The sequence below is a fragment of the Lysinibacillus sp. FSL K6-4013 genome (assembly GCF_038630435.1).
Taxonomy (GTDB): Bacteria; Bacillota; Bacilli; order Bacillales_A; family Planococcaceae; genus Lysinibacillus; species Lysinibacillus boronitolerans.
In genome coordinates this window covers 4282082-4296657 of record NZ_CP152031.1, presented here as the reverse complement: position 1 = coordinate 4296657, position 14576 = coordinate 4282082, and the positions used below count along the sequence as shown (strand labels likewise).

The 14576-nt window shown below is 37.1% G+C and carries 13 protein-coding genes and 2 other annotated features; of the genes, 9 read left to right on the top strand and 4 right to left on the bottom strand.

Annotated elements, in window-relative coordinates; all coding sequences use genetic code 11:
- Position 1 precedes the first annotated feature (1 nt).
- Positions 2-1084: a 3-oxoacyl-[acyl-carrier-protein] synthase III C-terminal domain-containing protein gene (locus MHB39_RS21255; protein ID WP_112116795.1), complete on the bottom strand. Its 1083-nt coding sequence runs from the start codon at positions 1082-1084 to the stop codon at positions 2-4.
- Between the two features lie 392 nt (positions 1085-1476).
- Between MHB39_RS21255 and rsgA the strand changes: the two genes are divergently transcribed.
- The 4 genes from rsgA to metG all read left to right on the top strand — a co-directional run bounded on the left by rsgA (position 1477) and on the right by metG (position 5693).
- Positions 1477-2547, top strand: coding sequence for a ribosome small subunit-dependent GTPase A (gene rsgA / locus MHB39_RS21250; RefSeq protein WP_048394110.1), 1071 nt, complete (start codon positions 1477-1479; stop codon positions 2545-2547).
- A gap of 17 nt (positions 2548-2564) precedes the next feature.
- Positions 2565-2990, top strand: coding sequence for a FosM family fosfomycin resistance protein (gene fosM / locus MHB39_RS21245; RefSeq protein WP_342545275.1), 426 nt, complete (start codon positions 2565-2567; stop codon positions 2988-2990).
- A 15-nt stretch (positions 2991-3005) separates the two neighbouring features.
- Positions 3006-3653, top strand: a complete 648-nt coding sequence (locus MHB39_RS21240) for an HAD hydrolase-like protein (RefSeq protein WP_112116794.1) — start codon at positions 3006-3008, stop codon at positions 3651-3653.
- Positions 3654-3740: 87 nt separating this feature from the next.
- Positions 3741-4001, top strand: a binding site (T-box leader).
- A gap of 57 nt (positions 4002-4058) precedes the next feature.
- Positions 4059-5693, top strand: a complete 1635-nt coding sequence (metG, locus tag MHB39_RS21235; protein ID WP_342545273.1) for a methionine--tRNA ligase — start codon at positions 4059-4061, stop codon at positions 5691-5693.
- A gap of 50 nt (positions 5694-5743) precedes the next feature.
- Here metG and MHB39_RS21230 read toward each other — a convergent pair whose 3' ends face one another.
- Together MHB39_RS21230 and MHB39_RS21225 are read right to left on the bottom strand one after the other, a co-directional pair.
- Positions 5744-7315, bottom strand: a complete 1572-nt coding sequence (locus MHB39_RS21230) for a 2-isopropylmalate synthase (RefSeq protein WP_036079516.1) — start codon at positions 7313-7315, stop codon at positions 5744-5746.
- Positions 7316-7406: 91 nt separating this feature from the next.
- Positions 7407-7645 (bottom strand) — a binding site (T-box leader).
- A 262-nt stretch (positions 7646-7907) separates the two neighbouring features.
- A complete protein-coding gene (locus tag MHB39_RS21225; protein WP_036079514.1) occupies positions 7908-9602 on the bottom strand; it encodes a methyl-accepting chemotaxis protein in 1695 nt (564 codons plus the stop codon).
- A 311-nt stretch (positions 9603-9913) separates the two neighbouring features.
- Here MHB39_RS21225 and MHB39_RS21220 point away from each other — a divergent pair, with 311 nt between their 5' ends.
- The 5 genes from MHB39_RS21220 to MHB39_RS21200 all read left to right on the top strand — a co-directional run bounded on the left by MHB39_RS21220 (position 9914) and on the right by MHB39_RS21200 (position 14039).
- Positions 9914-10408 carry a DUF1648 domain-containing protein gene (locus MHB39_RS21220; protein ID WP_342545270.1) on the top strand — a complete coding sequence of 165 codons (495 nt, stop codon included), beginning with the start codon at positions 9914-9916 and terminating at the stop codon, positions 10406-10408.
- Between the two features lie 226 nt (positions 10409-10634).
- Complete coding sequence (locus MHB39_RS21215) at positions 10635-11225, top strand: RNA polymerase sigma factor (RefSeq protein ID WP_036079510.1); 591 nt, start codon at positions 10635-10637, stop codon at positions 11223-11225.
- On the top strand, positions 11197-12327 hold the full coding sequence (locus tag MHB39_RS21210; RefSeq protein ID WP_036079507.1) for a DUF4179 domain-containing protein: 1131 nt from the start codon (positions 11197-11199) through the stop codon (positions 12325-12327). Before MHB39_RS21215 ends, MHB39_RS21210 begins: the two co-directional genes overlap by 29 nt.
- 226 nt (positions 12328-12553) lie before the next feature.
- A complete protein-coding gene (locus MHB39_RS21205; RefSeq protein ID WP_342545268.1) occupies positions 12554-12784 on the top strand; it encodes a hypothetical protein in 231 nt (76 codons plus the stop codon).
- A gap of 274 nt (positions 12785-13058) precedes the next feature.
- Positions 13059-14039 (top strand): GNAT family N-acetyltransferase, encoded by a 981-nt coding sequence (locus MHB39_RS21200; protein ID WP_342545266.1) that lies wholly within the window; start codon positions 13059-13061, stop codon positions 14037-14039.
- A gap of 49 nt (positions 14040-14088) precedes the next feature.
- Here MHB39_RS21200 and MHB39_RS21195 read toward each other — a convergent pair whose 3' ends face one another.
- Positions 14089-14526 carry an Rrf2 family transcriptional regulator gene (locus MHB39_RS21195; RefSeq protein ID WP_004231845.1) on the bottom strand — a complete coding sequence of 146 codons (438 nt, stop codon included), beginning with the start codon at positions 14524-14526 and terminating at the stop codon, positions 14089-14091.
- Positions 14527-14576: the final 50 nt, after the last annotated feature.

Below are 14576 nucleotides of genomic sequence, written 5' to 3'. Positions count from 1 at the left end.
GTTACTCCCTCCAGTTTAATAATACAGCTTCTGCACAAAAACCAGGGCCAAGAGCTACGAGCAAGCCTGTATCCTCCACTTGTCCTTCATTTAACATAAACTGCTCTAATACGTATAACACTGTTGGTGATGACATATTACCATGTCGTCTCAATATTTCCCGAGAAATGTCGGTTTTTTGGGGAGATAGATAAAGTGTATCTTCATAAGCTTTTAATACCTTTTTTCCTCCAGGATGCGCAATAAAATGAGTCAATTGTTCGCTATACAGTCCTTGTGCCATTAAAAATTGCTCCATGAAAGGTCCAAGCCAATTGGTAATAATAGAAGGAATACTTTTTTGGAAAACGACATGAAGCCCGTTGTTTTTCACATCCCAACCCATTACATTTTCCGAATCTGGCATCCATTTGGAACCTGTAGCTAGAATATTAGGGGTTGGCCTTTTTGTTGCGATAGCTACTTCATCCCCACAAACAAGTATGCATGCTGCACCATCGGCAAAAAGAGAAGCACCAATTAAATTACTTTTAGAAAAATCATTTGGCTGAAAAGTGAGGCTACATAACTCGACACAAACGACAAGTACCTTTGCATGTGGATGGGCTTTACAAAAATCATAGGCTCTGCTTATACCAGCGGCTCCTCCTGCACAACCAAGACCCCATAGAGGAATGCGTTTAAGTCGATCTGAAAAGGGAATTTTGTTCATAACACGTGCGTCAATGCTAGGTGTTGAAATTCCTGTACTGCTAACAAAAATGATGGCATCGATGTCCTCAGTAGGAATAGGTGAGGATAAAAAAGCTGTATTAGCTAAACATGCTTGAATGACACTTACGCTGTATTGTGTAGCTAACTCAATATATAAATTATTACGTTCTTCAAAGGAGTGATTCGTACGATGCCATTCAGCTGGCACACAAAAATGGCGTGTGTTGATGCCACCATTTTCAAAAACCTTTAAGTAGCGCTCTAGTTTTGGAATTTTTGCATAAAAAAGCTCTTTCGTTAGTTCCTCTGCGTTATCTTGCTGTAATGTGTAAGGTGGTTGATATGTGCTAATTGAAATGATTTTAGGCAATCCAACATCTCCTCGCATTTAATGGTTTTGTTCATTGTATGCGTGGATGATTGGAATAAATGCTTATAATATTGTAATTGACAATTTCTGAAAATTTAGCTATATTGATAACAACTAAATGGAAAGTAGGTGATGTGACATGATGAATAGATCTGTAATTAGCGAACTGCAATTCGGTTTGTTCAATTTCACACGCCTAAAATATACAAAGTGACGCCGTGCCATAACTCGGGGTATTTGTGTATCTTTTAAACGTGCCTGTGAAACCTTGTAACTGCCGAATTGCAGCTACAAGGTTTTTTATTGTAGTTCCAAAAGGTGAATTGCGATAGGGCCTCTTGCGGATGACAACTATTTTCGCTGAGGCATCATACGTTTAGGAGGAAAATAAATTGAATTTAACAACATTAGGTTTTACAACATATTTTGAAGAGCAAATGATAGAAATGAAAAAACAGGCTAAATTAAAAAATTGTGTGCCTGCAAGGGTTACTTTAGAGCATAAGCATTCTTATCGGGTGTTAGCTGAAGAGGGAGAATGGCTTGCGACAATTGCTGGTCATTATGCGTATACCTCTTTAGCTCGGGAGGACTATCCAGCAGTTGGTGATTGGGTGCTAGTGGAGAAAATGCCTGGTGAGGAACGAGCAATTATTCATCAGCTATTCCAACGAAAATCTGTATTTTCACGTAAAGTTGCAGGAACGGAAATTCAAGAACAGATTGTCGCATCAAATGTCGATATTGTGTTACTTGTTATGAGCTTGAACGCAGATTTTAATATTCGACGTTTGGAGAGATATTTAGTGGCTGCTTGGGATTCAGGTGCAAAGCCCATTATTGTCCTGACAAAAGCTGATTTATGCGAGGATGTTTCGAGCTTAGTACAAGAAGTGGAGTCTGTAGCCTTTGGTGTGGATATCTTCGTAACGAGTGCTCTATCGGGCGAAGGTCTAAAGGAAATTCAGAAGCTATTCACAGAGGGGGTCACGGGGGCACTATTGGGGTCTTCAGGAGCAGGGAAGTCCACATTAACAAATGCTTTATGTGGTGAGATACTGATGAAAGTAGCGGGTATACGTGAGGATGATGCCAAGGGACGACATACAACAACCCATCGAGAGCTAGTAGTATTGCCTGCTGGTGGCTGTCTAATTGATACGCCAGGGATGCGTGAGCTTCAACTGTGGGATCAAGGGGATAGTTTAGCTTCTAGCTTTCAAGATATTGAGGAACTAGCGACAGCTTGTCGTTATCGTGATTGTACACATCAAAAAGAGCCTTATTGTGCTGTGCAGCAAGCTATAGTAGATGGGGACTTGGACCAATATCGTCTACAAAGCTATTTTAAGCTGCAAAGAGAATTGGCTTATATGGAGCGCAAAACAAATACGCAAGCAAAACTTGAGGAGCAGCGCAAGTGGAAGCAAATAGCCAAGGGAATGAAAAAGGGAAAGAAATAATCAATAGGAGCACAGCCATGACAATTCAAAACATCAATCATTTATTGTTTTCAGTTTCTAATTTAGAGGAATCCATCACATTTTATGAAAAAGTATTCGATGCCAAGTTGCTAGTAAAGGGGAACAGCACAGCCTATTTTGATGTAAATGGGCTGTGGCTAGCTCTGAATGTAGAAAAGGATATACCCCGTAATGACATCCATCATTCCTATACACACATTGCCTTCACAATCACTGAGGATGACTTTGATAAAATGTATGACAGATTGGTGCAGCTAAAGGTCAATATTTTAGCAGGTCGGCAAAGAGATGAAAAGGATAAAAAATCGATTTACTTTACAGATCCTGATGGCCATAAATTTGAATTTCATACAGGAACTTTGCAGGATCGTTTGGATTATTATAAGCAAGAAAAGCAGCATATGGTGTTTTTGGATAACTAATTAAGGAGCGATTTTATGAATAAAGCGTTTATTTTTGATATGGACGGAACATTATTTCAAACCAATCTTATTTTAGAGCCTGCGCTCGATGCAACATTTGATGTGCTGCGGACAAACGGCTTGTGGCAGGGAGAAACACCTATAGAAAAATATAGAGAAATAATGGGGGTTCCTTTACCTGTTGTGTGGGAAACATTATGTCCTATGCATGCTTTAGAGATACGAGAAGAGAGCAATGTATTATTCCATGTAAAGCTGATTGAGCAAATACGTGGACATAAAGGTGCTTTGTATCCAAACGCTGAACAAACCCTTGCAACATTGTCAGAGAATTATCCGTTATACATAGCGAGTAATGGACAGGTTGACTATTTACAAGCAATCGTCGAAACCTATCAGTTGGAGCGTTTTATAAAGGGAATCTATAGCATTCAAGCAATTGCAAGTGGGCATAAATCGGATCTGGTCAAAAGAGTTGTAGATGAAAATAAAATTGATTATGGAGCAGTGGTAGGAGATCGTTCTTCGGATATCCAAGCTGCACAGGACAATCAATTACTATCAATAGGTGTTCGCTTTGACTTTGCACAAGATAAGGAGTTAGAAAAAGCAGATATAGTAATTGATGATTTAACTGATTTGCTAAAGGTTACATTAGATTAACTCGAGAAAATGAATCAAAAAAAAGACGCTTTTACAACAATCATTGCATTTCCTCACAAGAAGGCGTAAAATAATGCCAATCCTATAGAAAAAGCATTGAGAAGGAAAAGTAAATTGGATTAGCATTTTGTAGAGAGCCTCTGTTGGTGGAAATGAGGTAAATGAACCCTTTTGAAAATGACCTTTGAGCTTCGTACCGAAAGCTTTTTAGCCAGTAGATTACGACGAGATGGGCACTCGTTACAACAGCAGCAGTATCTCTTTTTTGAGTGAAGACGTACTGATAGAGGCAAATAGTGTAAGCTATTTGTAAATATAGGTGGTAACACGGGTATACTCGTCCTAATCAGATTTGATTAGGGCGATTTTTTTTTACCATTTTTTCTGTGAGGGGAGCAATTTAGAATGACGATTGTTATTGGAGGCGCTTGGCCGTATGCAAATGGCTCTTTGCATTTAGGGCATGTTGCCGCATTATTACCAGGTGATATTTTGGCTAGATATTACCGACAAAAAGGCGAGCAGGTTTTATATGTATCAGGCAGTGATTGTAATGGTACACCCATTTCTATACGGGCCGCACAAGAGAATACAACGACAGAAGCTATAGCTAATCACTATCATGAGGAGTTTACTAGATGCTTTCATGATTTAGGATTTACCTATGATTTGTACACAAGAACGGATGCGGAGCACCACCATGAATCCGTTAAGGCCCTTTTCTTACAGCTACTGGCTAATAATTTCTTATACAAAAAGAAAATTGAACAGGCTTACTGTGAGACGGATAAACAATTTCTACCAGATCGATTTGTCGAGGGGCTCTGTCCAAATTGTGGAGCGAAAGCAAGGGGAGATCAATGTGATAACTGCTCAGAAATTTTAGACCCATTGGATTTAATTGATAAGCGCTGCAAAATTTGTGGGAACGAACCTGTTATTCGGGAAACTGAGCACTTTTATTTTACCTTTAGTCAATTTCAAGGAAGGTTGGAGTCTTATTTAGCACAAGCGAAAGCCGAGAAACGTTGGCGTGACAATGCTTTAGGGTTAACGGAGCGATACTTGGCAGAGGGAGTTCCTGACCGAGCGGTAACAAGAGATTTACCGAATGGCATAGATGTTCCAGTGCCAGGTTTTGAAGGGAAAAAAATATATGTATGGATTGAAGCTGTAGCAGGGTACTTAACAGCAAGCTTGGAATGGGCAAAAGAGCATCAAATAGCTATTGAAGATTTATGGAATGAAGAGACCATTTCATACTATGTACATGGGAAGGATAATATTCCATTCCATACAGTTATTTGGCCAGCCATTTTAATGGGAATTGGATCCAAGGCATTACCTACCCATATCGTATCTAATGAGTATTTAACATTAGAAAAACGCAAATTATCTACTAGTCAGAATTGGGCTGTATGGGTTCCTTATATTTTAAGTCGTTATGATGCGGACTCTATTCGTTACTTCTTAACGATGAATGCGCCAGAAAATCGTGATACTGATTTTTCATGGCGGGAATTTATTTATAGCCATAATGGCGAACTACTCGGAGCCTATGGCAATTTTGTAAACCGTACATTGAAGTTTATTGAGAAATCATTTGCTTGTCAGGTGCCACAAGCGGAGGTGGATAGCGACATTCGAAAACAAACCGTACAATTGTTTAATGAAGCGGGTGTTCTTATCGAAGGTGGTCATTTCAAACAGGCGTTAGAATCGATTTTTGAGTATATTCGCGGTGCTAATCGTTATTTTGATGAACAACAGCCATGGCTACAGGTAAAAGAAAACGTAGAGGCAGGTAATCGTACATTAGCAACTTGCGTCTATATCATTGCGAATTTAGGACAGCTGCTGCATCCTTTCTTACCGTTTTCAGCAAAGAAAGTAAGAAATATGTTAGGTATAAATGAAATGATGTGGCATGAGCAAGTAGATCTCCCTAAAGTCATTCGAGAGGTGACACCATTATTTGAACGTCTTGATATCGAACGAATCGAAGAGGAATATCAAAAACTAGTTAGGGATAGTCACTAGGATTGAAAAAGCAGTATGGCACAAGTGCCATACTGCTTTGCTATTTTCATTTAATTCATAACAGGTGTTAATTTTGTCACTACAATGCTATTGATCGCATTAATATAGGCTAATGCACTTGCCTTAAGAATATCTGTATCTGCTGCTTTTGCAATATACTTTTCGCCTTCATGCTCAATCGTAATTTTTACTTTACCTAAAGCCTCTTTGCCTCGTGAAACACTATTGATATTATATTCCACTAGTTTTACATCCATATTTGTAATTTCTGCAATGGCTGAATAGAGGGCATCAATTGGACCAGAGCCTACTGCACTAGCTTTAAATACTTCGCCGCCTTTTCGAACCTTAACACTTGCTGAAGGGAAGCTTGTATTGCTGACGACTTGTAGATCATCAAAATCAAAGAATTGCTCACTATAATGTGTAGCATTTTTATTATTGGCATCATGTTTTTCATAATAGCTTTCAACAATAACATATAAATCGTGATCATATACTTCTTTCTTTGCATCGGCTAGCTTTAAGAATCCTTCGAAAATACCTTCAAATTCCTCTGTTGAAAGATTAGTAAATCCTAATTTTTCAAGAGCATTTTTCACTGCATGGCGACCAGAGCGAGCTGTTAGTACTAGCTCCATATCATCAAGACCTACATCCTCAGGATGGACGATTTCATAAGCATCACGCGATTTTAACAAACCATCTTGATGAATACCAGAAGAATGGGCAAATGCATTATCTCCTGTAATGGCTTTATTGACCTGTACATCTAAGCCCATAAAGCTAGAAACAAGACGTGAAGTATTCATAATTTCTTTTGTATTAATACGTGTTTCTGCATTGTAGACGGAGCTACGAGTTTTAAGTGCCATGACAACTTCTTCTAATGCAGCATTACCTGCGCGTTCACCGATACCATTGATTGTACACTCTACCTTATCTGCACCATTTTTAATTGCAGCTAGCGTATTAGCCGTTGCCATGCCAAGATCATTGTGACAATGAACGCTTAAAAGAACGCTATCATCTAAGTTTTTCATACGGTCATTTAATTTAAAAATCATTTCTCCGAATTCCTCTGGCTCTGCAAAGCCAACCGTATCAGGAACGTTAATCATCGTTGCGCCAGCTCTCATAACAGCTTCAATTGTTTTCCAAAGATATTCAAAGTCAGAACGAGAGGCATCCTCTGTGGAATATTGAACTTGCGGCAATAATGTTTTAGCGTATTTCACAGCATCCACGCCTATTTGTAAAATTTGATCTTTTGACTTGCTGAATTTTTTCTCCACATGAATATCAGAGGTTCCTAGTACCATGTGAATCATCGGGTTTTGAGCATACTTCACAGCATTATAGACAGCATCAATGTCAGCCTTTACAGCACGTGCTAATGCTGTAATCATAATGTCGTTTGTATTGCCAACCTTTTCAGCTACAGCTTTGACTGCATCAAAATCACCTTGAGAGGAAGCGGGGAATCCAGCCTCAATAATATCGACACCTAATTTTTTCAGCTGCTGAGCGATCTCTACTTTTTCATAAAGATTTAGCTTTGCTCCAGGCACCTGTTCGCCATCACGTAAAGTTGTATCAAACACCCAAATTTTTCTTCCCATTTTCAAACACTCCTTTTTAGTGATTAGTATCTAAAATCTACACTTAGGCCAATAAGTCATTAAAAAAATAAAAAACCCGTCTCTATTTAAAAATAGAGACGAGTTTATGCTCGCGGTACCACTCTAATTGACCTTCTCTTTATAGAAAAAGTCCCCTTATCGACAGCTATCACTGTCTATCCTGTTAACGGGGGAAACCGACATCCCTTACTAAAAAGTTCAGGGAGTAGCTCATGGACGAGTTCAAAATGTGTGCCTACCGATTTACACCAACCATCGGCTCTCTACAAGTACACAAACACTTTTACTATTTCCAATCTTGGCCTGCAATGTGTTGTTGAAAGCAATATTACTTGGATATTAACTGCCTGTCAATAATATTCTAAAAATTTATTTAATTCTGTCTTAAGTAATGTCTATTTTATTAAAGATTTGATATTTGGTGAAGTGTAAAATAAAGTAGTGAAGAATGTATTTACTGGGGGAAAATGGTGAGTAGGGTTAGCATACGATAGGTAGAAAAATCATGCTATTTTTCTTTGTATGAAGAAACTGCTCGTTTTCTATAAACCTAAAGAAAACGAGCAGTTTTTTATTCTACCTTAAAACGAGAGACTTGCGTGTGAAGTTCTTCTGCCATATTTGAAAGTGTTGCTGCTGAAGCGGCTACTTCTTCGATAGTAGCTAATTGTTCTTCGGAAGCAGAAGCAACATTTTGTAAATTAGATGAGGACATCTGTGCAATAGTTGCAATTTCATCAAAGGAAGCATAGATTTGCTCTGCGCTAGAGGACATCTCCTCTGACACTGTCGTTGCTTCTTGGATTTGCATGGATACTTGCTCAATCAGCTCAACAATCTTAGAGAAACCTTCTTCTGCTACCTTCACTACTTGCATACCAATTTGAACCTCTTGAGTTCCAGTATCCATCACCGTTACAGCACGGTTTGTATCCTGCTGTATTTCAGAAATCAAGGTAGCGATTTGCTCAGCGGATTTTTTTGATTGCTCTGCTAGCTTTTTCACTTCATCTGCAACGACTGCAAAACCGCGTCCATGATCGCCTGCACGAGCCGCTTCAATTGCAGCATTAAGTGCTAATAAGTTTGTTTGTTCTGCAATATCAGTAATAATACCAATGATATTGCCAATTTCAATGGAGTGCCCGTCTAGATTTTTAACAACACTTGCTGACTCTAAAACAGCCGTGTTGATTGTTGTCATCTGAGAGATAACACGATGTAATGAATCATTCCCTTTCTTAGCCTCTGAATTTGTTTCGATTGCCAGTTCAGAAACAGCAGCAGTAGTAGAAGCTAATTGTTGGATACCCTTTGTCATGTTTTTCATTGCTTCTGAGCTTTCAGTTGCGTTTTTCCCTTGAGCCTCTGAGCCACTAGCAACCTCTTGAATAGAAGAAGTGATTTGTTCTGTAGCCTGGATAGTTTGCTCTGCACTAGCTGTTAACTCAGCAGCAGAACCACTTACTTGTACAGTGTTTTGGCGAACATTCGTAATTAAATCCTTTAAATTTGTAGCCATTTGATTAAACGCAAGCGCTAAATCACCCACTTCATCACGATTCTTTATACGAATTTGTTCAGCTGTTAAGTCACCCTCAGCTATTTTTTTCGCAGCCTTAGCCATACCGTTAATTGGACGAGACATTAGACTACCAACCACCATAGCAATTATCAGACTTATGACAACTGCAAAGACCCCAAGAAGCATCATTTGGAGCTTGATATCTTGAATTTGATTGGATGTAGCAGCCATTTTACCTTCTACATATTCATTTTGATAATTAGAAAGGTTTTCAACACGTTCATCGAATTGTTTAATAATTAAGCGTCCTTGAGTACTATCCAATTTTTCGTACTTCTCTGTTTCGCCAGCAGCTTTTAACTCAAACATACGATCTGCAAATTCTTGAACATTTTGCTCACTTTTATTAATAGCTTCAAGCAGCTTAATTGATTTTTCTGAATCTAAAGTAGCCATTAATTCTTCTGATTTTTGTTTGAATTCTTCGCGTGAGGCTTGATTACTTTGAAAGTTTTGTTTGTCTCCAAGTAGTAGGTAGCCTCGCATGCTGACAATTTCCTGTTTTGCAATCACCCTTAATTCCTGAATACTTATAGATTTAGTAGTTTGTTCCTCCAATAATGTACGATAGGTCTTATTTACAGAATCAAGCTGTTTTATATTTAAGCCGATTGTTGTAACGAGTACCAAAATAACTATAAAAAAACCGAGTAATAATTTCTTGTAGATAGTAAATCGCATAGTTGAAATATCCTTTCTCAGTAATTAGTAGAAATGTTACAAAATAATGAAATATGTATATATATCATTTATATCAGATTATATGAATTTTACAAAGTATTATGAGTATTTCTACAGTAATTAGCAGTTTGAAAATAGGTATAAATTATATATGAAGTAATAAAAAAAGTAGATTTTACCGCTATAATGCTACTAATAATAGGGATAGTTAATGGTGCATGTTGAATATTAAGTCAATTTTCATAAATTTTGAAACTTTAATAGTAGTCATAACGTAGAAGCAGTAAAGGAAAAGAACAGGGGTGGAGAAAATGTATAGGCCAATTTTAAAGTTACCTAAAACGAAATCAGAAAAGATATGGGACTATATTGGTGGTAGTATATTTATTTTATCCATCTTTTATATTATATTGGCATGGGGTAAGTTGCCTGATGAAATACCTGGTCATTTTAATGGGATGGGTGAGGTTGATCGCTGGGGTTCAAAAATTGAATTATTTATTCTTCCATTCATCGGTTTATTTTTATGGATTGTAATGGGGCTGCTAGAAAAAGCACCTCATATGCATAATTATCCGTCACGTTTGAATGAAAGTAATGTAACAGCATTTTATTTGAATAGCAGAAAAATACTAAATCAGGTGAAAAATATCTGCCTCATTTTATTTGCCTTTATATCGATTCAGATGGTTCGGATTGGTCTTGGTGAGGTAAATTCATTAGGCTGGTGGTTCCTACCCATTGTATTGATAGTTGTATTGATCCCAATTATTAAAGGGTTTATAACAAGCTCCAAAATAAAATAGAAACTCAAGCGCTTAGGATATCCTTAAGCGTTTTATTTTTGTGAAAAAATTTTTTAATGTGTGTCACAAATGGTTGTTGATTTCAGTTATATAGGCGAGGAAGGGAAGATGTAAAACATTTCTCCAAGTAACTTGTTGACATTCAATAATATTTTTAAGATTTTTTATCTAGTGTCACAAACTTCTATTAATTTCAGTTATATAGATTGGAAAGGGGGGAACAACTTTGACTGCACTAAATCAATCAAAAGAGCGAGCTGATATAGATATTCAATCCATTGTGGAGCAAGTTCAATCAGGTAACACACGTGCCTATGCAGAAATCATTCGTTGTTTTCAAAAGCAAATTTATATTTATTGTTACTATATGCTAGGAACCAAAGAGGAGGCGGAGGATGCCTCACAAGATATTTTTATTAAAGGATTAGAAAATATTCATAACTTTTCTTATACGGTTTCCTTATCGGCATGGCTTTATAAAATTGCCCATCATCATTGTATTGATGTCATAAAAGCCAAAAATAGGGGCTATAAATTTTGGCTAAATATGAAGCAAGAACAGGTGAAGCAGACGCAAGCTCCGATACCTGAATATGATGAAATGGTGCATAGGCTATTGGAAAACTTACATGTAGATGAAAAAAGGATTTTATTACTTCGTTCTATTGAAGAGTATAGCTTTGATGAAATTGCTGCCATTATGGATATGAAAGCAGCCACAGTAAGAAAAAAGTATGAACGATTACGTAAAAAATTGATGAAGGAAAATATGTTAGGAGGGGATATTTATGGACACTCGTTCAAGATTGGAGGTTAAGGAGTTAACTCAGATAGAAAGGTTTATTCGGGAAACACCTGTGGAAGTGGATTTAGTAAATCGGACAATGAACAAATATGAAAGCAGCCGTGACACAAAGCCGTCTAAAAAATTTAAAACTCGTAAGAACTTACGTCCAAGAGTCATGATGATTACCGTCTCCGCAGCAATGATTTTTAGTTTGATTATTGTTACAGGTTTAATTTCACCAACGATGGCTGCGACGATGAAAGAAGTGCCTTTATTATCATCTGTTTTTAAATTTACAGGGGATCTTGGTTTACACGCCGCAGATGAAAAGGGACTCTCAACAAAATTGAATATAAGCGCTACGCATGAAGGCTTTACATTAAATGTAACAGAAGTAGTGTATGATGGTACACGTGTTGCAATTGGGATCGAACGCCATGATAAAGAAGGTGAAAATGCCAAAGAAAATTTATCAGAGCAAATCAGTAATATTGAATTTTTACTAAATGGTGAACCATTGAATCACACCAATTTTAGTAGTGTTTTTGAACAACCAAGTAAGGATAAGAATTCCGTAATTCTTGAATTTGCAGATTTGAAAAACCAAGGTGGAAGTCCTTTTCCAAAGCAATTTAATTTGACATTATCTGCTACAATAACTGGGATCTCTGAACCTTTTAAAATGGATATTCCAGTGAGTGATATTGGTAACTATGTAAACCTACAACCTAATATAAGTAGAAAGTACAAGAATAATCAGTTTACTATTGAACAAATTATGCTAACTCCTATTACAACTAGTATTACGACAAGAATAGCCTTGCTTGATAAATCAACTTCTGTAGATTTCCGGGAAGGAATAAGTATCGAAGTTTATGATGAACAAGGGCATGAACTAAAACTAATTCATGGCAATGGTAGACGTGAGACAAATAAAGGAAATAGCGATCTCATTATGGATTTACGGTTACATCCATTTGAAACCTTACCAAAAGCTATTACGATCAAACCATATATCCATCTTTATAATGACTACCCAAAAGGAACATATCAAGAGAATGAAAACGGTGACCCGATCATTCAATACATTTCAGAGCTAGAAATAACAATACCAATTAACTCAAAAGAATAAAAAAGTAAGGAAAGTGAGGTAAAGCTCACTTTCTTTACTTTTTAGTACTTCAAACTATCCTCCTATTTAAAAATAATAAAGTACAAAGTAGTGCACCGCTAGATTTATAAGCTTGAACTACAGCGTCCCCTACATTGACGGACAACTCTCTCCTTTCGAAATTGCCCAATGACGACCCTTCAACGCGATGCTAGAGCCAACAAATGTGTTAATATGTTGATCTTGAGTGTTGATAGATCCATCCGCAGGCACAAAAGTAACTGTAACTTTAAACTCATCAGTTGAGTTGATTGATTCTTCTAAAGCTGATGCAGGAACCTCGTATGTATTTCCTACTGCAATTGTTTCTAATTCAGAAGCGATAGCATTGCTATTAAATTCACCACCGACAATAGTTGTAGCTAAGGCTACAGAAGCTAACTTCCAAAATATTTATTCGATTCACTTCCTCTTTTGATTTAAATTCCAATAAATGTTTTATAGCAAAATGTAGCAAAGTGAGTAATACATAAAATAAAGTTAACTTTTTAATAGAGAGAATATTGAAAGCATTAATAAAGTAAACTTTTTTATAACACGTTTTGTTGTAGTTTTTGTTGCCTTTATTTAAAGTAGTTTGTAAGGCTACAAAGATGATTACATTTTATGTATGTTCCAGTCGATGAAAAAGTTTTTCGTAAGCTTTACAATAAAGAAAATGTATTGTTAACAGAAATAAAGGAGAATAGAAGATGACGGTAACTTTAGTGAGACACGATATCAAATATGCCGAGGCTATGCATGCGTTGTCTTCTATGCCACAGGTTCGAGATGCCCTTGGCTTACCTGCTGGCAAGGTAGAAGACACGATTCATTTTATTAAGCGTGAACGTATAGATGAAGAAGAAGGTAAGACCGTTCCTCGTGTGATTTTAGATGAGGAGGGGCAAGTCATTGGTGTGACATCATTAATGTTTATTGATCGTCATAAAAAGAGCTGTCATATTGGCTCTTGGCTTGGCTATCAATTTTGGGGAAAGGGCTATAATCTTGAAGCAAAAAAGGCTATCTTAGATATTGCTTTTTTTGAACTAGGATTATTACGTGTATTTGCAGGAGCACGGAAGGTTAATATCCGTTCACAAAAAGCCCAAGAAAAACTACCTTTTGTTCGAGTAGGGGTGGAAAAAGATTATCCTGAGGAGCATTCGTGGTTAGAAGTGAAGGAAAAGCAACCATGTGTGTTAAATGTTTTTGAACGAGAAGACTATGTCCGTTATCGAACATCCCTAGAAAAGGTAGAAGGAAACCGAGAAGCTTTTTTACCCCAGCTTTTATTAGCGGATGAAAGTGAGGTAGCGGTTCGGAAATATTTAGATAAGGGTACATTATATAAAATTAATTGTGGAGAACTGCTAGTGGGAGTGGCATTGGTCATTCCTCAATCTGACACTACAATTGAATTGAAGAATATTGCTATTGAAACCAAGTATCAAGGGAAGGGAATAGGCAAAGAGATATTACGACAACTTACTGAAAAGTGCCGTAAGGAAGGCTATCAGGTAGTATTGGTTGGAACGGCGAACTCTAGTATTGATAATATCGCTTTTTATCAAAAAGCAGGCTTTCGCATGGAGGCTATTGAAAAGGATTTCTTCAGTCATTACCCAGAACCAATTTATGAAAATGGTATTCGTGCATTGGATATGATTTTCTTTACAAAGCAATTATAAGCAAACTTCATAAAAAAATACCCGTTCAACAAAGGTGGAGCGGGTATTTTTATTTACCGAGCAGTAGAGCCATTAATTTTTCCTTGGAATGAAGGAAATCGTCCAAGGTGTATTGATCTAACACGTTCAAATAGGCTTGCAAAGCTTCATACAGCACACCTTTTAGCTGACATTCAGGAGCTATTTTACATAGGTTATTTTCTTTATCGAAACATTCTACAAGATGAAAATCTTCTTCTGTATGACGAACAATTTCACCAATAGTAATGGTTTTTGGATCGATGGCTAGGCGAATACCACCACCCCGTCCACGAATAGTTTCAATATAGCCTAATAAGCCAAGCTGGTGTGTTACCTTCATTAAATGGTTTTTCGATATATTATAAGCATCTGATATCTCTTGAATAGTTGATAATTGACCATCTTCCTTTGCGCCTAAATAAATAAGTGTGCGCAGAGAGTAGTCCGTGTATAAAGTTAAGCGCATCCGAACACCCTACTTTCTATAATTCATAATAATTATAGCATTTTTACATT